This window comes from Methylobacterium fujisawaense (genome assembly GCF_039619325.1).
Classification (GTDB): Bacteria; Pseudomonadota; Alphaproteobacteria; order Rhizobiales; family Beijerinckiaceae; genus Methylobacterium; species Methylobacterium fujisawaense.
This window is the reverse complement of sequence record NZ_CP155000.1, coordinates 5,519,048-5,537,469: the sequence shown is the minus strand read 5'-3', so window position 1 is coordinate 5,537,469 and position 18,422 is coordinate 5,519,048. Positions and strand designations below refer to the sequence as shown.

Sequence of the window (18,422 nt, the reverse complement as noted above, 5' to 3'; positions counted from 1 at the left end):
TTGGCGGAAGCTTAGGTTCCCGCGGTTTGAAGCCCGTTAACAGCGCTGTTTGCGGCCCGGCCCGGCTTGTGCGAGAGGGCGGCGGCTGCGATCCTTGCGCCGTCAACCGGGGCGGTCACCTTGATGCGACTGGACGAGGCGTCTTCGGCCCCGCGCGTCCTGATTTACAGCCACGACACCTTCGGGCTGGGGCATCTGCGCCGCTCGCGGGCGATCGCCAACGCGATCGTGGCGTGCAACCGCGGCGCTCAAGCGATGATCGTCTCGGGCTCGCCGGTGGTTGATCGCTTTGCCTTTGCGCCGGGCGTCCGGACCGTCCGGCTGCCGCCGGTGACCAAGTTCGCGGATGGCAATTATGCCAGCCTCGACGCGGCGACCCCCCTCGCCCGCACGGTCGAGCAGCGGTCGGCGATCATCGCCCAGGCCTGCGGAACCTTCCGCCCCGACCTGATCATCGTCGACAAGGAACCGGCCGGCTTCCACGGCGAGTTGCTGCCGGTGCTGGAAGGCGCCGCCGACCGCGACATCCGCCTCGTCCTCGGACTGCGCGACGTCCTCGACGACGCCGATCGTCTCGTGCCCGAATGGGAGCGCAAGGGGGCGATCGAGACGATGGTGCAGTTCTACGACGAGATCTGGGTCTATGGGCTGAGCCGCATCCATCAGCCCCTCGCGGCGCTGCCGATGGATCCCGAGATCGCCGCGCGCATCGACGCGCGCCTGATCTATACCGGCTATCTGCGCCGGGACCTCCCGGAGCGCCGCGCCGGCCGCAAGGAGCCGGCCATCGCCGACGGCCCGTTCATTCTGGTCACGCCGGGCGGCGGCGGCGATGGTGCCGCCCTGATCGACTGGGTGATCGCCGCCTACGAGGCCGATCCGGCGATCCCTTTGCCCGCCCTGATTGCCTTCGGTCCCTTCCTCGATACCGCCACCCGCGACGGTTTCGCGGCGCGCATCCGCGCGCTCGGCGGAAGAATCGCCGCGATCACCTTCGACAGCGAGATCGAGTTCCTGTTGCGCAAGGCCGCCGGCATCGTCGCCATGGGGGGCTACAACACCTTCTGCGAGATTCTGTCCTTCGACCGTCGCGCAATCCTCGTGCCCCGGACCGAGCCGCGGCGGGAGCAGGCGATCCGGGCGCTCGCGGCCGAGCGGCTCGGCCTCGCGCGGGTCCTGATGGAGGCCGAGGGCCGGACGCCCGGGCGCATGGCGGCCGCGCTCCGCGACCTGCCGGAGCAGGATCCGCCGTCGCGGGTACTGGTGCCGGGTCTGCTCGACGGCCTCGACGCGGTGGCCCGCCGCGTGCGGGCGCTGACGGCGCGCGACAGCGCGGACGAAGAGACCCGCCCGTGCCTGCAGGCCTATTCGTGAGCGCCAAACGGGTCGCCGTGGTGCTGAAGGGCTATCCGCGGCTCTCCGAGACCTTCATCGCGCAGGAGCTGCTCGCCTTGGAGCGGCGCGGTCTGTCCCTGGAGATCTGGTCCCTGCGCCGCCCGACCGACCAGGCGCGCCATCCGATGCACGGGCAGATCCGAGCCGAGGCCGCTTACCTGCCCGAATATCTGCGCGATGCGCCGCTGCGTGTGCTCCGCGGACTCGGTGCGGCGCTCCGGCGGCGGAACCTCCCCGCGCTTCTCGCGCTGTTCGCCCGTGACTTCCGGCGCGACCCGACGGCGTCGCGGCTGCGCCGCCTCGGGCAGGCCCTGGTCCTCGCCCGGGAACTGCCGGCCGACGTCGCCCATATCCATGTGCATTTTCTGCATACGCCGGCCAGCGTCGCCCGCTACGCCGCGCTGCTCACCGCGCGCCGGTGGAGCTTCTCGGCGCATGCCAAGGACATCTGGACGACGCCGGACTGGGAGCTGACCGAGAAGCTGCGCGACGCCGCTTGGGGTGTGACCTGTACCCGCGACGGGCTTGCACGTCTGGACGCGCTCGCGCCCGGCCGGACGCTGCTCGCCTACCACGGGCTCGACCTCAGCCGCTTTCCGATCCCGCCGCCGCATGAAACGCGCGACGGCACGGATCCGGTCCGGCCGCTCCGGCTCCTCTGCGTCGGCCGGCTCGTCGCCAAGAAGGGACACGACGATCTCATCGACGCCCTGGCCACCCTGCCCCCAGGCCTGCATTGGCAGCTCGACCTGATCGGCGGCGGAGAGCTGCGCGCTGCCCTGGAGGCGCGGGTTGGCGCCTGTGGCCTCGCGGAGCGGATCCGCTTCCGGGGCGCCCTGGCGCAGCCTGCGGTGATCGAGGCCATGCGCGCGGCCGACCTGTTCGTCCTGCCGACGAAGCCGGCCCCGGGCGGCGACCGCGACGGATTGCCGAACGTGCTGATGGAGGCGGCAAGCCAAGCGTTGCCGATTCTGGCGACCGCATTCGCCGGCACGCCGGAATTCATCACCGATGGCACGCACGGGGTTCTGGTCCCGCCGGGCGACCCGGCGGTGCTGGCGGCGGCGCTGATCCGTCTCGCCGACGATCCGGGCCTCCGCCGGAGGCTGGGCGAGGCCGCCCGGGCGCGGCTTGTGCGAGACTTCTCCGAGGAGGCCGCGATCGCGCTGATCGCCGGCCGGCTGCGTGCCTCCGCGGGTCTGTCGTCGGACGTGGCCGCACACGAATCGGAGCTGCCCGCGTGCGCGTCCTGATCGCGGTCACGCATCTCTTGGGCGCGGGGCATCTCACCCGCGCCGCCGCCCTCGCCCGCGCCTTCGCGGCGGCCGGTCACGAGACGCTGCTGGTCTCGGGCGGCGTTCCGGCGCCGATGGTCCGCCGCGACGGCCTGCGCCTCGTTCAGCTGCCGCCGCTCCGGATTGCCGGCACGGAGTTCTCGACGCTGCTGGAGCCCGACGGCCGTCCGGCCGAGCCGGCGCTGCTGGCACGCCGCAGCGCCCTGATGATCGAGACCGTGACGGCCTTCGCACCGGATGCCGTCATCACCGAGCTGTTCCCCTTCGGCCGCCGCGCCCTGGCACACGAGTTCCTGGCTCTGGTGGATGCCGCTCGTGCAGGTCGGCCGCGCCCGCTCGTCCTCGCATCCGTCCGCGACATTCTCGTCGCCTCGACGAAGCCCGCGCGCATCGCCGAGGCGCACGCACGCGTGGCGGACCTCTACGACGCCGTTCTGGTACACGGCGATCCGGCTCTCGTGCCCCTCGATACCTCCTGGCCCGTCGATGCGGCCACCGCCGCGAAAGTCCGGTACACCGGCTACGTGGACGAGGGCACGGTCGCTCCGCCGGCAATCCGTCGCGCCGGCGTGCTGGTCGCCGCCGGATCCGGGCCGGCCGGGCTGGTTCTGCTCGGCGCTGCCGCCGAGGCGGCCCGGCAACGGCCGGATCTCGGCTGGCGGATCCTCGCCGGCCATGGCGTGCCCGAGGCGGCGCTGTCCGGGATCGGCCGCGATCTTCCTCCGGGCGTCCTCGGCCGTGCCCGGCCCGACTACCGCGCCCTCCTGGCCGGGGCCGCCGTCTCTGTGAGCCAGTGCGGCTACAACACGGCCATCGATCTCCTCGCCACGGGCACGCCCGCCGTGCTGGTGCCGTTCGAGGCCGGCGTCGAGACCGAGCAACGCCTGCGCGCCGCGTGCCTCGCCGCCCGCGGTCTCGCCCGTGTGCTGCCGGAATCGGAGTTGACGGCCCAAACCCTGGTCCAGGCCGTCGAGGCCCAGGCGGCTGCACCCGTCCCCGGTCCGCACGGCATCGACATCGCCGGCGCCCGGCGCACGGTGGAACTGGTCGAGAGCCTGCACGGCGTCGGTCCGGCGCGGCGCGGATCCGTTCCCCCGACGGATCCGGCCTTCGCGGTCATCGATCGCGCCCTGGATTCCGTGGCCGCCCGCGGCGGGCGTGTTCCGCTGTTCTGGCGCGACGACGATGCGATCGCGGCGAGCCCGGAGCTCGATCGGCTCGTGGGGCTTGCGGAGGCGCACGGCATCCCGCTGCTCCTCGCGGCGATTCCGTCCGGGATCGAGCCGTCGCTCAAACGGCGCCTCGAAACGGCTCCGGGCGTGAGGGTCGCCATTCATGGCCTCGCCCACAGCAACCATGCGCGCCCCGGCGAGAAGCCGGCGGAGTTCGGTGCGCACCGGCCCCTCGATATCCGGATCGCGGAGGCCGCGGCCGGCTTGCGGATCGCCCGCGCGCGGCTGGCGGAGGCCACGGTGCTGCCGGTCTTCGTCCCACCCTGGAACCGCCTCGCGCCGGATCTCGCCGCCGCCCTGCCTGATCTCGGCTATTGCGGCCTCTCGGCCGTACCCGGCCCACCGGTTCCGGGTCTGCGCCGGCTCGACGCCACGCTCGACCCGATCGACTGGCGGGGCACCCGGTCCCTGCGCGATCCGGAGGCGCTGCTGACCGGCGTCGCCGACGCCATCGTCCGTGCGCCGGAGCAGCCGGTCGGTCTGCTGACCCACCATCGCGTCCATGACGACGCCCTCTGGAGCTTCGTCGCGGCGCTGATCGCGCACCTCGTCCGGCACCCGGCGATACAGCTGCTGGATCTTCGCGAGCACTTCGGCGTCGCCGCGATGGACATGGGCCCCAAGGCGTCTAAGTCTCGGGTCTCACAGATCGCGAGGACGGGTTGAGCCCGCTATTGTCCATCCGCGACCTCGCGGTCGCGTTCCGCACGGAGAGCGGCCCGTTCGAGGCGCTGCACGGCCTGTCCCTCGACGTTCACCGCGGCCGGACCCTCGCTCTCGTCGGGGAGTCCGGCTCGGGCAAATCGGTGACCGCCCAGGCGATCCTCCGGATCCTGCCCCCGGCCGCCGCCATCACCCGCGGCCGGATCCTGTTTCGGGATGGCGAAACGGAGACCGACATCGCGCGCCTCCCCGCCGACAGCGAGGCGATGCGGGCGATCCGCGGCCAGCGGATCGCGATGATCTTCCAGGAGCCGATGACCTGCCTGTCTCCGCTCCACACGGTGGGCGATCAGATTGGCGAGGCCCTGCGGATCCATACCGGTGCCGACCGCAAGGAGGCGGATGCCCGAACCGAGGAGGCGCTGGCCCGGGTCGGCTTCCCCGATCCGCACCGCGCCCTGCGGACCTATCCGTTCGAGCTGTCCGGGGGCCTACGCCAGCGGGCCATGATCGCCATGGCGCTCATCCTGAAGCCCGCCCTGCTGGTGGCCGACGAGCCGACCACCGCGCTCGACGTCACAACGCAGGCCCAGATCCTCGCCCTGCTCGCCCGGCTCCAGGAGGAGACCGGGATGGCGATCCTGCTGATCACGCACGATCTCGGCGTGGTGGCCAACATCGCCCACGACGTGGCGGTCCTGTATCGCGGCCGCCTCGTGGAGGCGGGCCCGCGCGACACGGTGATGCGGACGCCGGGCCATGCCTATCTCCGCGCGCTCCTTCACGCGGTGCCCCGCTTCGACATGCAACCCGGCGAGCGCCTGACGCCGATCCGCCCCGCGCGGGCCGAGATGCCGCCCGGGCAGAAGCCCGCGCCGCTGCCGGGGCCGCTCCTCCAGGTCGAGGGCGTCAGCAAGAGCTTCACCCTGCGCGCGGGACGGATGTGGCAGAAGCCGCGGACCGTCCATGCGGTCTCGGACGTCTCGCTCAGCCTCGCGGGCGGCCAGACGCTCGGGCTCGTCGGTGAGTCCGGATCGGGCAAAACCACCGTCTCGAAGATGATCATGCGGGCGCTGCGGCCGGATGCCGGGCGGATCCTGTTCGACGATGGCAGCGGCCCCCGGGACGTCCACGCCTTGAGCGGCGATGCGTTGTTCGCCTATCGCCGCACGGTCCAGTTCGTGTTCCAGGACCCTTACGCGTCCCTGGATCCGCGCATGACCGTGCGCCAGATCCTGTCCGAGCCGATGGAGATCCACGGCATCCCGGCAGGAGAGAGACGGGAGCGCTGTCGTGCCCTGATGGCGATGGTCGGTCTGGAGTCGAGCGGTCTCGGCCGCTACCCGCACGCCTTCTCGGGCGGCCAGCGGCAGCGCATCGGCATCGCCCGGGCCCTCGCCCCGAAGCCGCGGCTGCTGGTGCTTGACGAGCCGGTCTCGGCCCTCGACGTCTCGGTCCAGGCCCAGATCCTGAATCTGCTCAAGGATCTCCAGGCGGCGCTGGGTCTCTCCTACCTCATCGTCTCCCACAATCTGGCAGTGATCGACTACATGGCTGATACCATCAGCGTGATGTGCCGGGGGCGCATCGTCGAGGAGGCGCCCCGCGCCGCCCTGTTCCGCCGTCCGGTGCATCCCTATACGCAGGCGCTGCTCGCGGCCGTGCCGGATCCGAGCCTCGACCATCCGCTCGATTTCGCTGCGGTCGCGGGCGACCAGAACGATCCGATGCGCTGGGAGGAGCCTTTTCGCCTGGCCCCCGACGAGGCCGGGGCGATGCGCGCGGTCGAGACCGGCCACCGGGTGCGTTTCGGCGCCGCCCACGCGGTCGAGGCCGCGTGATGCAGGCCCGGCCACCCGTGATGCTGGAGCGCCTGCGCCGCAAGGTGCTGTCGCCGCTCTTCGACCGCCTGGGCTACGACCTCGTCCCGGCGGCCCCCGACTGGAGCCACCGGCCGACGTCACCGCGCGAGGTGGCGACGCTGCTCGAATCGGCCGCCGCCATCCTGGAACGGGATCTCGCCGCTGCCGGCCTGGTTCCGGATGGCGACGTCCTCGAACAGGTCCAGGCGTTCTGGGCGCTGATCCCCACCGCGCCCGTCCGCCAGCGCAGGGGCGGCAGCGGCTTCAACGGCGCGTTGCAGCTCTACATCGCGATGCGGGCGCTGAAGCCGGATTTCGTGATCGAATCCGGCGTGTTTCGCGGCCTCACCACCTGGGTCATCCGGCAGGCCCGCCCGCAGGCACAGATCTTCTGCCACGATCCCGACCTGTCGGGCCTCCAGTACCGCGACCGGCAGGCGCGCTACAGCACCGCAGACTGGTCGAAAGCCGACTGGTCCATGCTGGACGCGGCGCGGACGGTGGCGTTCTTCGACGACCACGTCGCCCAGGGGCGGCGGGTCGTCGAGGCGCAGGCCCGGGGCCTGACCCGTCTGCTCTTCGATGACGATGCTGCCGGACACCGGATCCACGCTCATGGCGGACCTGCGCATCCGACCATCGCGATGATCACCGGCCCCGAACGCAGCCCGGAGCCGATCCGCTGGACCCGGAACGGTCGCCACTTCGAGCAGCCGGCCGACGATTCTCTTCTCCGGCAGGCTGCAGACCTGATCGTGCGGTCGCATGCCTTCGATGACCTGCACCGGGCCACGGGCTACTCGCCGGCGCGGCTGACCTCGGTGACGCTTCGGGGCAGCCCATGAGCGCCGGGGACTTTTGGGACGATTCTTCCGCCTCCCTCCCGCGCCGCGGCAGGCGGGACGGCACGGTCTCCCGCCGCGCCCTCCTCGTCGGCCTGGGCGCCACATTGAGCTGGTCGCGCGCGCCGTCATGGGCCTTCGCAGAGACGCCGCCGACGGATGCGCCCGGTCCGCCGACCAAGCCCGCCGTCGCCGACCTCGCTGCCCATGGCCGCCGTCTCGGGACGGCAGGCGGCACCATCCGGACCCTCATCGCGAAGGCCCGGGATGTCCGCTACCTGTCGGTCTACGGCTATACCCGCTTGGTCGGCTACGATGCCGCGCTGAACCTGCGGCCCGACGTGCTGGAGCGTGTCGATGTCGAGGGCGGGCGCTTCACCTTCACGCTCCGCCAGGGCCACCGCTGGTCGGACGGCCATCCGTTCACCACGGAGGATTTCCGCTATTACTGGGAGGACGTCGCCAACGAGAAGGCGCTGAATCCCGATGGGCCGCCGGCCTTCTTCCGGGTCGACGGCAAGCTGCCGCAGGTGGAATTCCTCGACCCGGTCACGGTCCGCTACAGCTGGGACCGGCCGAACCCGATGTTCCTGCCCGCCCTGGCGGCGCCGCGGGACCCGCTGATCTACCGGCCGGCGCACTACCTGAAACCGTATCATGCCCGCTACATCGGCAAGGAGGCGGCCGACGCGAAGGCCAAGGCCCTCAAGCTCCGCAGCTGGGCGGCGCTGCACAACCGCCTCGACGACAATTACGAACTCAACAATCCGGAGTGTCCGACCCTGCAGGGCTGGGTGCCGCGGACCCGATCGCCGGCCACCCGGTTCCGCTTCGAGCGCAACCGCAGCTACCACCGGGTCGACACGGCCGGCACGCAACTGCCCTATGTCGACACCATCGTGATGGACGTGGCTTCGCAGGGCCTCCTGGTCGCGAAGACCAACGCCGGCGAGGCCGACCTGATGTTTCGCGGCCTGACGATGCCCGATATCCCGAGCCTCAAGGAGGGTGAGGCGGCCCATCGGTACCGCACCAACCTGTGGCCCGTGGCCCGGGGATCGGAGATCGCCCTCTACCCGAATCTCACCACGACGGATCCGGCCTGGCGGCAGCTCAACCGCGACGTGCGCTACCGGCACGCCCTGTCGCTCGCCGTCGATCGCCGGACCCTGAACAACACGCTGCTGTTCGGACTGGGCACCGAGGGGAACGACACGATCCTCTCGGACAGCGCCCTCTTCGAGCCGGAGATGCGGACGCTGAACGCCGCCTACGATCCGGCGCAGGCGACGAAGCTCCTCGATGAACTCGGTCTGACCGGACGCGACGGCGCGGGCACGCGGCTGCTGCCCGGTGGGCGGCCGCTGGAGATCGTGGTGGAGAGCGACGGCGAGGCCGAGATGGTGCTGGACGCGCTGCTCCTCATCACGGAGTTCTGGCGCGAGGTCGGCATCCGGCTGATCACCAAGCCGCAGGAGCGCACCAACCTGCATCGGCGCTCCATCGGCGGCATGACCATCATGGTGGCCGCCCAGGGGCTCGACCTCGCGGTGCCGACCGCGATCATGCCGCCGACCGAGCTGAGCCCTGCCCAGCCGGAGCACTATTCCTGGCCCCTCTGGAGCATGAACGTCGAGAGCCGCGGCAAGAGCGGCGAGCCCTGCGACGTTCCGGAGGTCCAGCGACTGCTCGACCTCGACCGCCAGTGGCGCGACACCGACGACGCCGCCAAACAGGCCGCGATCTGGCGCGAGATGCTGACGAATCACGCGCGCAACACCTGGGTGATCGGCACGGTGGCGGGGGCGCTCCAGCCTGTTGTCGGCGCGGATCGCCTGATCAACCTTCCGAAGCGCGCCCTCTATTCCTGGGAACCCACTGCGATGATCGGCGTGCAGCGCCTCGACGAGTTGTTCTGGGAGACAGGCGCCGACACCCGCGCGGAGGTCCGGTGATCCGTCAGATCCTTCGCCGGATCGTCACCATGGCGGTGACGCTGCTGGTCATTTCGGCGCTCGTCTTCATCATCATCAAGCTGCCGCCCGGCGACTACCTGTCCAACCGGATCATGGAGCTGCGCGCCACCGGCGATGCCAGCTCCGTGGCGAAGGCGGAGTTGCTGATCCAGCAATACGGGCTCGACCGCCCGGTCTGGCAGCAATACCTGATGTGGATCGGGGTGATGCCCGGCTCGGTTGGGTTCTCGGGCCTGCTTCAGGGCGATTGGGGCTGGTCGTTCGAGTACGACAAGCCGGTGGCCGACGTCGTCGGCGACGCCCTGTGGCTGACCCTGCTGATCAATCTGACGGCCGTGGTGTTCGTCCACCTCGTCGCGATCCCGGCGGCGATCTATTCGGCGACACACCGGAACACGGTCGGCGACGCCGTCGTGACCCTGCTGGGCTATGTCGGCCTCGCGGTCCCGGGCTTCCTGCTGGCGCTGATCCTGCTCTTCTACGCCAACCGCTGGTTCGGGCTGTCGATCGGCGGCCTCTACGATTCGGCCCTCACCAACCAGCCCTGGACCTGGGAGAAGGTCCGCTCGCTCCTGGCGCATCTCATCGTGCCGACCCTGGTGATCGGACTCGGCGGTACGGCGGCCATGATCCGGCGGATGCGTGCCAACCTGCTGGACGAACTGGCCAAGCCCTATACGGTCACGGCCCGCGCCAAGGGCCTGCCGCCCCTGCAGGCGTTGCTGAAGTATCCGTTCCGGATGTCGCTGAACCCATTCGTGGCGGATATCGGCAACCTGCTGCCGCACCTCGTCTCGGGTTCGGTTCTGGTCTCCCTGGTGCTCAGCCTGCCGACCGTCGGGCCGCTGCTCCTCGAAGCCCTGCGCAGTCAGGATCAGTTCATGGCCGGCTTCCTCCTGATGTTCGTCGCGGCCTTGACCCTCGTCGGCATGCTGATCTCGGACCTGATCCTGGTCTGGCTCGATCCGCGCATCCGCATGGGCCTGCGATGAACCGGCCCGCCATGAACGACGCGCTCCCCGCATCGGGACATTTCGTCGATCCGGCCCCCTTCGAGCCTGAGGCCAGGGCCGAGAGCCCGGTCGCGACGGCGTCCGCCTGGCGGCTGATCCTGCGTAAGTTCCTGCGCCATCGTCTGGCCGTGGCCTCGGCCCTGATCCTGCTCGCCCTCTACGCGATCGTGCCCTTCGTCGAGCAGCTGGCACCCTACGGCCAGGCCCGCCGCAACGGCGACTACCTCTATGCGCCGCCCCAGGGCGTTCATCTGTTCCATGCGGACCGCTTCGTCGGCCCGTTCGTCTATCCCTACCGGGCCCATCTCGACCTCGACACGTTCCGCCGCGACTACAAGGTCGACGCGTCCGCGCCGCAGCCGTTGCGGTTCTTCTGCCGGGGCGACGGCTACGACTGGCTCGGGATCGTCCACACCGACTGGCACCTCGTCTGCCCGCCGGAGAACGGGACGCTGTTCCTCCTCGGAACCGACAAGCTCGGGCGCGACCTGTTCTCCCGCATGGTCTACGGGGCCCGGATCTCCCTCACCATCGGCCTCGTCGGCGTGGCGATCTCCTTCACCCTCGGGCTCTTCTTCGGCGGTATCGCGGGCTATTTCGGCGGCGTGGTCGATGCCGGGGTGCAGCGGCTGATCGAGGTGGTCCGCTCCCTGCCCGAGCTGCCGCTCTGGCTCGCCCTGTCGGCGGCCCTGCCGCCGAACTGGAGCCCGCTGCTGATCTTCTTCGGGATCACGGTGATTCTCGGGCTGCTCGACTGGCCCGGGCTGGCCCGGGCGGTGCGCGGCAAGCTGCTGGCGCTGCGCGAGGAGGATTTCGTCCAGGCCGCCGAACTCATGGGCGCCTCGCCTGCCCGGGTGATCGGCCGGCACCTGATCCCGAACTTCATGAGCCACCTGATCGCCTCGGCGACCCTGTCGATCCCGACCATGATCCTCGGCGAGACCGCCCTGTCGTTCCTCGGCCTGGGCCTGAGACCGCCGGTGACCAGCTGGGGCGTGCTGCTCAACGAGGCGCAGAATCTTGCGGCGGTGCAGCTCTACCCTTGGCTGCTCCTGCCGGTCCTGCCCGTGCTGGTGACGGTGTTGGCCTTCAATTTCATGGGCGACGGCCTGCGCGACGCGGCCGATCCCTATCACTGACGGAGGCGGCCGTCCCCGCGCGTACGGACGGGCGTCTCGAAACCCCTAACCCGCGAGCGGCAACGGTGCGATCCGTGTCGGTGCAGCGACGCCCTTGCGCTCGAGCAGGCCCGGCGGCGGCACCGGGGCGTCGATGGTGCAGACCACGCCGGTCGGCTCGTAGCTGAGGACGACCTCGCCGGCGAGTTCCCGGGCGAGGCTGCGCTCGATCAGACGCGAGCCGAAGCCGGTCCGCGTCGGCTTCTTCACCGGCGGACCGCCGCGCTCGGACCACCGCAGCGACAGCTGCATGTCCTCCGCGCGCCGGACGGTCCACGAGATCTCGACCACGCCGCCCTCAGCGGAGAGCGCGCCGTACTTCACGGCGTTCGTACCGAGTTCGTGCAGGGCCATGGCGATGGACAGCGCGAGCCGTGGCGGCAGACGCAGGGCCGGTCCCACGACCTGGAACCGCGAGTCCCGGCCGGCGCCGGCCTCCAGCGGCCGGATCGCGTCCGCCACGACCGCGGAGAGTTCCGCGCCCTCCCAGCTCTCCCGCGTGAGGACATCGTGGACCCGCGCCAGGGCCAGGAGGCGCGCCTCGAAGGCGGCGCGTGCCGCATCGGCCTCCGCGCCCTCCAGCCCGCGCAGCGACTGGGCGGCGATCGACTGGACCGTCGCCAGGGTGTTCTTCACCCGGTGGTTCAACTCGTGGATCAGGAGCAGCAGGTGCTCCTCGGCATTCTTCGTGTCGGTGATGTCGATATTGCAGCCGGTGTAGCCCAGGAAATTCTGTCCGTCGTCCAGCCGCGGGACACCCTCGCACTGGAGCCAGCGCACCGCCCCCGTCCGGTCGATCACCCGGGCCTCCGTGCGGAACGGGATCCGGGCCTCGAAGGCCTCCGCGAAGGCGGTCCGGAAGCCGTCCAGATCATCGGGATGGACGATCTGGTGCCAGCCATCGTCGTTGAACTGGTTGGCCGGCAGCCCGAACAGGTGCTCGAAATGAAGATTGGCGAAGCTGACCGCGCCGGTCTCGTCGGTCATCCAGATCAGGGCCGGCGCCGAATCGGCCATGTGCCGGAAGCGCGCCTCGCTCTCGCTCAGGGCGCTCAGGCCGCGCTTGGTCTCCGCCAGCGCCCGGTCGCGCTCCTCTTCCCGGGTCCGCAGCCGGAGCGAGGCCTCGGACAGCACGACGGCGAGTCGCTGGATCTCGTGCACCGGTGAGGACACCCGCGGGATCGCCTCGCCCCGGGCCAGGGCTGGCCCGGAGGCGGCCAGCAACCGGAGGGGGCGCGAGACCCGCGACCAGAGATTCACCGCCAGGAGCGACGACGTGGCGAGGACCAGCAGGCCGAAACCGGCGAACGCCCAGATCCAGCGCCGCACCCGCGCATCGACGACAGTCTGCGGGATGCTGGTGGCGACCATCCAGCCCGTGAGCCGCGAGCGCGCTTCGATCACCACCACCGGCTTGTGCTGGCGGTCCTGGCCGTCCCAGACGCCGGGCGTCGCCGACTGCACCTGTCGAAGGCTGGCAAGGCGCGGCTTGCCGACCACCGCCTCGGGATCCGGCAGCCGGGCGAGAACGATGCCGGCCCGGTCGCTGATGCCGGTGGTCCAGCCCGGGACGACCTCACGGGACAGGATGCCTTGGAGGCGCGACAGGGGCACCGTGAAGCTCAGGATGTAGCCGACCTCGCCGTCGATCATCACCGGCACGCCCACCGCGTAGGTCGCCTCGCCCGGCATCGGACCCGGCACGTAGCCGCTCACCATCGCCCGTTGCGTGCCCCGGGCGAGGTCCTGATCGAAGGGGAACGCGACGATCGGCATCGGCGCCCCACGGGGAACGCGGGTGTTCACCACCTCCTGACCGTTGGGCCGGCGCAGCAGGACGTCCAGATCGATCGATTCGCGCACGAGACGCGCTTGGGCGTCGAACGCCTCGAAATCGCCCTGCCGGATCCGCGGCGAGGTGGCCAGTGTCTGGAGCACCGAGACCAGACCGGCGGTGTCGCGGTCGAGGGACAGGCCGATGCCGCGCACGTTCTCGCGGGCGTCCTGCTCGAAGCGCGCCCGCTCGGCAGAGGCGTAGCGCATCAGCAGGATGCTGGTGAACAGCAGGCCCGGGCCGATCAGCGCGATCACCAGCGCGATCAGGTAGACCTGCGTCGAGAAGCCGTTCCGCCCGAAGCGATGCAGCCGCCGCGACAGCCACGACCGGCGCGCGGGGATGATCGCCGGGACGCCCGCCCCCTCGGCTTGGTGATCCGGACTCAAGCGGGGTCCGTCCCCGGCCCGCAGTGCCCCGCAGGCGCCTTGCCGTTCCCTCGCCTCATGATCGGTCGATATGGCCGAGATCGCGCGCCGGGTCGAGGTGGTCGCGCACGCGTTGCTTCAGGGTCTTCACGTCCGGGAAGCCGCCGTCCCGCACCCGTTCCCAGAGGAGCGCATCGCCCAGCGTGATGCGGAACAGGCCCCCCGAGGCTGGGACGAGGGCGACCTCGCCGAGATCGTCGCGAAAGGTTGAGAGGAGCTCCTGCGCCATCCAGGCTGCCCGCAGCAGCCAGTTGCACTGCGTGCAGTAGGTGATCGCCACGCGCGGCCGATCAGGCCCCGTCGCGCAGGCCGCCGTCACGTCGCTGCCCTGTCTCGCGCCCGCTGGCCCATCGTGCATGGCCCCACAGCGCACCGGGCCGCGGGCCTTGTCAACCTCGCCGGCGCCCGTGGTGGCGCGCCTGCCGCCGGCGACGGCCGAACCCGCACTCGGCAATCCGGGACGCGGAGGCGCTTCGCCGGCCCGTCTCCGTGCGGCAAAGATCGTCGGCCGCGCTTGACGTCCCGGGCCGCCGCGCTCTAGAACGCCGGCCACCGGGTTGCGGCGCCCTCGGGGGCGAGCGGCTCGATCGCGTGCGTTGAAACGGCACGCCGGTACGGACGGTTAGCACAGCGGTAGTGCGTTCCCTTCACACGGGAAAGGTCGCAGGTTCGATCCCTGCACCGTCCACCATCCCGCTCCCATCTCCAGACGGTCTGATCCCGCGGACCACCGTGTCGGTTTGCCACCCGAAATGCGCGTGCTAAGGGCGCTCGATCGGTGAACGCATAAGCTTGGACCCGGCCCGATCCGGGTCGCAGGTTACGGGCAGGGGAAGGGCGGGAACAGCCATGAAGGATATCCTCGACAAGCTCGAAGAGCGGCGGGCGCAGGCCCGGCTCGGCGGCGGTGAGAAGCGCGTCGAGGCGCAGCACAAGCGCGGCAAGCTCACGGCGCGCGAGCGGATCGAACTCCTCCTCGACCACGGGTCGTTCGAGGAATTCGACATGTTCGTGCAGCACCGCTCCACCGATTTCGGCATGGAGAAGCAGAAGATCCCGGGCGACGGTGTCGTCACCGGATGGGGCACGATCAACGGCCGCACGGTCTTCCTGTTCTCCAAGGACTTCACGGTGTTCGGCGGCTCCCTGTCGGAGGCGCACGCCCAGAAGATCGTGAAGGTCCAGGACATGGCGCTGAAGATGCGCGCCCCGATCATCGGCATCTTCGACGCCGGCGGCGCCCGCATCCAGGAGGGCGTCGCGGCGCTCGGCGGCTACGGGGAGGTGTTCCGCCGCAACGTCATGGCTTCGGGCGTGATCCCGCAGATCTCGGTGATCATGGGTCCTTGTGCAGGCGGCGACGTCTATTCGCCGGCCATGACCGACTTCATCTTCATGGTCCGCGACACGAGCTACATGTTCGTGACCGGCCCCGACGTGGTGAAGACCGTCACCAACGAGGTCGTCACGGCCGAGGAGCTCGGCGGCGCCAAGGTCCACACCACCAAGTCGTCCATCGCCGACGGCTCGTTCGAGAACGACGTCGAGGCGATCCTGCAGATCCGCCGCCTCCTCGACTTCCTGCCGGCCAACAACACCGACGGCGTGCCGGAGATCACGAGCTTCGACGACGTCAGCCGCATCGATGCATCCCTCGATACGCTGATCCCCGACAATCCGAACAAGCCTTACGATATGGGCGAGTTGATCCGCCGCGTCGTGGATGAGGGCGACTTCTTCGAGATCCAGTCCGCCTACGCCCGCAACATCATCACCGGCTTCGGCCGGATCGAGGGGCGCACCGTCGGCTTCGTGGCGAACCAGCCGCTCGTGCTTGCGGGCGTCCTCGATTCGGACGCCTCGCGGAAGGCCGCGCGGTTCGTGCGCTACTGCGACGCCTTCGATATCCCGATCGTGACATTCGTGGACGTCCCGGGCTTCCTGCCCGGCACGGCCCAGGAATACGGCGGCCTGATCAAGCACGGCGCGAAGCTGCTCTTCGCCTATTCGCAGGCGACCGTGCCGCTGGTGACGATCATCACCCGGAAGGCCTTCGGCGGCGCCTACGACGTCATGGCCTCCAAGCATGTCGGTGCGGACGTCAACTACGCTTGGCCGACCGCCCAGATCGCCGTGATGGGCGCCAAGGGCGCGGTGGAGATCATCTTCCGCAGCGAGATCGGCGACCCGGAGAAGATCGCGGCCCGCACCGGCGAGTACGAGGACCGCTTCCTGTCACCGTTCGTGGCGGCCGAGCGCGGCTACATCGACGAGGTGATCATGCCGCACTCGACCCGCCGCCGGATCGCCAAGGCCCTCGGCATGCTCCGCACCAAGAAGATGGAACAGCCCTGGAAGAAGCACGACAACATCCCGCTCTGACACGGGCGCGGTGGCCGGCGGCACGCTCCGCCGGCCTCTCAACTGCGGTCGCTGTTCTCGATCACCGCGCACAGGGTCAGCGGACCCTTGTCGGGCGACACCATGGCCGAACAGGTCACCCGAGCGCCGCCGAGATCGACATTGCTGTGGCGCAGCTTGGTCGCGGTGGCCTGGGCCCGGTGCGCGGCCTCCGTGATGACGGAGGCATCGATGCCCGTCACCGCGTGGCCGGCCTTGCCTAACACGTCGAAATAGCGATCCGGCGGAGTGGCGCCCCGATATTGGGCGCCGACCGACGAGTGGTCCGGTCCGCCGCAGGCGAGGGTCAGGGTCATGTCCTCACCGGCCGTGAAGCTGGCATAGTCGCTCCGGTGATCCGTAGTCTTGGCCGCAGTCTCGCCGGTCACCTTGTCGATCAAGGTGTCGCAGGATTGCGCCCAAGCCGTTCCTGAGCCGGCCGCGAGAAATGTGAAGACGATCAGGGGGAAGAGTGCGCGCATACCCGCGAGGTAGCGCGACGGCGCGCAAAGGCGAGCCAACCGGCGCTTCGGCGCCTCCGACCCGCCATGGTCCGGATCAGGCGGATTCGCCCCGCCGCGTGTCGAGAGCGGCCCCCGCGCCGGCAAGAAGCCGTCGCTTCAGGCGGGCGATGCCCTCGCGCTGCAACTCACTCGGCGGAGAATGCGCGCCAGCCACCTGGGTCAGCATCGCGACCAACTGCTCCCGCTCGGCCGGTGTCAGCGCGTCGCGCAGCAGCGGAGCCAGCGCGTCGGCGACGTGCGAGAAGGGAAGCCGCGCCTGCGTGTAGCCCCAGGCCCGCTCTAAGGTCGCCGAGATCCGCTCCACCTCCAGGGGAGTCTCCATGTATTCGAGGATTCGCGTCTTCTCGCTGGCGGTCAGGGGGCTGCCCGTACGGACCAGCTGAATCATCAGGATGATCGCGGCCAAGCGGGGATCGCGCACACGCTGCAGCGGCGTTCCGACGAGGTTCTCGAAGGTGGACACGGCGCGGCGCTGGAGCCCCTTCGTGTCCCGGTTGACCTCCTGCAGACCCTTGACGGTCCCGTGCGTCCGCAAGATCCAGAACAGTCCCGCAACGATGAGACCGATGAGGCCGAGCAGGATCGGCATGAACGTCCCCAGATCGAATCGATGCGGGACGGTCCCATGCACATCTCGATGTGTCAAATTGCCGCCGAAAGCCTCCGGGCACCGGAATTCATCATCTGATCTACAGAATTCCGATCGCATGACTTGCGCGCGGCCGGATTGTGCTTCGACGATCCATCGATCGTGTGACAGTCGAGCGGCGGTCCCGCGAGTGCCCCGCGCTCAGCTGGCGGCTGTTACCGCGTCCGTCTTGCCGAGTTCGAGGAGGACGATCTCGGGAGGGACGCCCATCCGCACCGGGATGCGGCTCATCCCGAACCCGCCCGAGACGATCATGTGGCGGCCGTCCTGGATGACATGGCCGTAGGAATAGTCGTGTCCCTGCACCTTGCGGATCGCGGGGGCGTGGCCGAACAGGCGAATTTGGCCGCCATGGGTGTGCCCGGCGAGGGTCAGGGAGACGCGGTCGGGCACGGCGACGAAGATGTCGGGCTCGTGCGCCATCAGGATCACGGGTGCCGAATCGGTGATCGGATCGAGCGTTCGCGGCAGGTCGGCCAAGCTGAACGTGTTCCACGCGTCGAAGAAGGGCTGTTGGTCGCCGAGACCGGCGAGCCAGAACGGCCGGCCGTCCTTCACCAGGCGCACCGCACGATTCTCGAGAACCGGGATACCCTGTGCCTCCAGCAGGCGCCTGACCGCGGGCACGCCGCGGCCGTTCCTCTGGACCGTATGGTCGTCCCACCAATCGTGATTGCCGAGGATCGCGTGCGTGCCGAGGGGCGCCTTGAGTTCGGTCATCATCCGGGCGAACTGATCGAGCGGCAGCTTGCGCCACGCGATCCGCCCGGCCGGATAATCGCCGAGCAGAAGCACCAGATCCGGTTCGAGCGCGTTGGTCGCTTCGACGATCTGCGCCACCCGGTCGAACGGCATGAACGGCTCGCAGATGTGGAAATCCGCCAGGACCGCCACCCGTAGTTGCAGCGACGGATCCCACCGCGGCAGGGTCGGCGCATAGGATGTCACCACCAGCCGATGCAGCGGCTCGATGTCGAGGGCATAGACGCCGGTGGCGGCGGTGATGCCCGCGCCTGCAGCGAGCCCCGTCAGGACTTGCCGTCGGCTCGGCATGATCAGCATCGCGACAACACCCGTTGGCTCCGAACTACGCCGGTGTCCCGCTAGGAGCGCAGTCCGGCGAAAGCGGGG

14 protein-coding genes and 1 tRNA gene are annotated in these 18,422 nt (G+C 70.0%); 10 read left to right on the top strand and 5 right to left on the bottom strand.

The annotated features are described in order from the left end of the window. Positions 1-123 precede the first annotated feature (123 nt). From ABC766_RS26185 to ABC766_RS26150, 8 genes are read left to right on the top strand one after another with little or no spacing between them, the layout of a single operon-like run. Positions 124-1,374: a glycosyltransferase family protein gene (locus ABC766_RS26185; RefSeq protein WP_345819833.1), complete on the top strand. Its 1,251-nt coding sequence runs from the start codon at positions 124-126 to the stop codon at positions 1,372-1,374. Then, positions 1,371-2,648: a glycosyltransferase family 4 protein gene (locus ABC766_RS26180; protein ID WP_345819832.1), complete on the top strand. Its 1,278-nt coding sequence runs from the start codon at positions 1,371-1,373 to the stop codon at positions 2,646-2,648. Before ABC766_RS26185 ends, ABC766_RS26180 begins: the two co-directional genes overlap by 4 nt. Next, a complete protein-coding gene (locus tag ABC766_RS26175) occupies positions 2,636-4,588 on the top strand; it encodes a glycosyltransferase (RefSeq protein ID WP_345819831.1) in 1,953 nt (650 codons plus the stop codon). The genes ABC766_RS26180 and ABC766_RS26175 overlap by 13 nt, the downstream gene beginning before the upstream one ends. Continuing rightward, positions 4,585-6,426, top strand: coding sequence for an ABC transporter ATP-binding protein (locus tag ABC766_RS26170; protein WP_345819830.1), 1,842 nt, complete (start codon positions 4,585-4,587; stop codon positions 6,424-6,426). Before ABC766_RS26175 ends, ABC766_RS26170 begins: the two co-directional genes overlap by 4 nt. After that, positions 6,426-7,292: a hypothetical protein gene (locus ABC766_RS26165; protein WP_345819829.1), complete on the top strand. Its 867-nt coding sequence runs from the start codon at positions 6,426-6,428 to the stop codon at positions 7,290-7,292. The genes ABC766_RS26170 and ABC766_RS26165 overlap by 1 nt, the downstream gene beginning before the upstream one ends. Further along, positions 7,289-9,244: an ABC transporter substrate-binding protein gene (locus ABC766_RS26160; protein WP_345819828.1), complete on the top strand. Its 1,956-nt coding sequence runs from the start codon at positions 7,289-7,291 to the stop codon at positions 9,242-9,244. Before ABC766_RS26165 ends, ABC766_RS26160 begins: the two co-directional genes overlap by 4 nt. Then, entirely contained in the window at positions 9,241-10,257 is a 1,017-nt protein-coding gene (locus tag ABC766_RS26155; RefSeq protein WP_043758002.1) for an ABC transporter permease, read from the top strand. Before ABC766_RS26160 ends, ABC766_RS26155 begins: the two co-directional genes overlap by 4 nt. 11 nt (positions 10,258-10,268) lie before the next feature. Beyond that, on the top strand, positions 10,269-11,417 hold the full coding sequence (locus tag ABC766_RS26150; protein ID WP_345819827.1) for an ABC transporter permease: 1,149 nt from the start codon (positions 10,269-10,271) through the stop codon (positions 11,415-11,417). 45 nt (positions 11,418-11,462) lie between these two features. Here ABC766_RS26150 and ABC766_RS26145 read toward each other — a convergent pair whose 3' ends face one another. Both ABC766_RS26145 and ABC766_RS26140 read right to left on the bottom strand, forming a co-directional pair. After that, positions 11,463-13,679, bottom strand: a complete 2,217-nt coding sequence (locus ABC766_RS26145; RefSeq protein WP_345819826.1) for a sensor histidine kinase — start codon at positions 13,677-13,679, stop codon at positions 11,463-11,465. A gap of 55 nt (positions 13,680-13,734) precedes the next feature. Then, a complete protein-coding gene (locus ABC766_RS26140; protein ID WP_083683805.1) occupies positions 13,735-14,076 on the bottom strand; it encodes a SelT/SelW/SelH family protein in 342 nt (113 codons plus the stop codon). A gap of 258 nt (positions 14,077-14,334) precedes the next feature. Here ABC766_RS26140 and ABC766_RS26135 point away from each other — a divergent pair. Both ABC766_RS26135 and ABC766_RS26130 read left to right on the top strand, forming a co-directional pair. Further along, positions 14,335-14,409, top strand: a tRNA-Val gene (locus tag ABC766_RS26135). A 158-nt stretch (positions 14,410-14,567) separates the two neighbouring features. Next, on the top strand, positions 14,568-16,100 hold the full coding sequence (locus ABC766_RS26130; protein ID WP_043379941.1) for an acyl-CoA carboxylase subunit beta: 1,533 nt from the start codon (positions 14,568-14,570) through the stop codon (positions 16,098-16,100). A gap of 38 nt (positions 16,101-16,138) precedes the next feature. On the opposite strand, the gene ABC766_RS26125 is transcribed toward ABC766_RS26130, so the two are convergent. From ABC766_RS26125 to ABC766_RS26115, 3 genes are all read right to left on the bottom strand, one after another. Next, the gene (locus ABC766_RS26125; protein ID WP_345819825.1) at positions 16,139-16,600 is read right to left on the bottom strand and encodes an ABC transporter ATPase; all 462 of its coding nucleotides are present in this window, start codon (positions 16,598-16,600) and stop codon (positions 16,139-16,141) included. 76 nt (positions 16,601-16,676) lie between these two features. Beyond that, the gene (locus tag ABC766_RS26120; protein WP_345819824.1) at positions 16,677-17,231 is read right to left on the bottom strand and encodes a TerB family tellurite resistance protein; all 555 of its coding nucleotides are present in this window, start codon (positions 17,229-17,231) and stop codon (positions 16,677-16,679) included. A gap of 201 nt (positions 17,232-17,432) precedes the next feature. After that, the gene (locus ABC766_RS26115) at positions 17,433-18,353 is read right to left on the bottom strand and encodes a metallophosphoesterase (RefSeq protein WP_043379947.1); all 921 of its coding nucleotides are present in this window, start codon (positions 18,351-18,353) and stop codon (positions 17,433-17,435) included. Positions 18,354-18,422: the final 69 nt, after the last annotated feature.

What these genes read in the sequence shown, in the direction of transcription:
- ABC766_RS26115 (WP_043379947.1), bottom strand. Translation starts at nt 18,353, where the DNA reads ATGCTGATCATGCCGAGCCGACGGCAAGTCCTGACGGGGCTCGCTGCA.
- ABC766_RS26130 (WP_043379941.1), top strand. Translation starts at nt 14,568, where the DNA reads ATGAAGGATATCCTCGACAAGCTCGAAGAGCGGCGGGCGCAGGCCCGG.
- ABC766_RS26120 (WP_345819824.1), bottom strand. Translation starts at nt 17,231, where the DNA reads ATGCCGATCCTGCTCGGCCTCATCGGTCTCATCGTTGCGGGACTGTTC.
- ABC766_RS26125 (WP_345819825.1), bottom strand. Translation starts at nt 16,600, where the DNA reads ATGCGCGCACTCTTCCCCCTGATCGTCTTCACATTTCTCGCGGCCGGC.
- ABC766_RS26150 (WP_345819827.1), top strand. Translation starts at nt 10,269, where the DNA reads ATGAACGACGCGCTCCCCGCATCGGGACATTTCGTCGATCCGGCCCCC.
- ABC766_RS26165 (WP_345819829.1), top strand. Translation starts at nt 6,426, where the DNA reads ATGCAGGCCCGGCCACCCGTGATGCTGGAGCGCCTGCGCCGCAAGGTG.
- ABC766_RS26160 (WP_345819828.1), top strand. Translation starts at nt 7,289, where the DNA reads ATGAGCGCCGGGGACTTTTGGGACGATTCTTCCGCCTCCCTCCCGCGC.
- ABC766_RS26140 (WP_083683805.1), bottom strand. Translation starts at nt 14,076, where the DNA reads ATGCACGATGGGCCAGCGGGCGCGAGACAGGGCAGCGACGTGACGGCG.
- ABC766_RS26185 (WP_345819833.1), top strand. Translation starts at nt 124, where the DNA reads ATGCGACTGGACGAGGCGTCTTCGGCCCCGCGCGTCCTGATTTACAGC.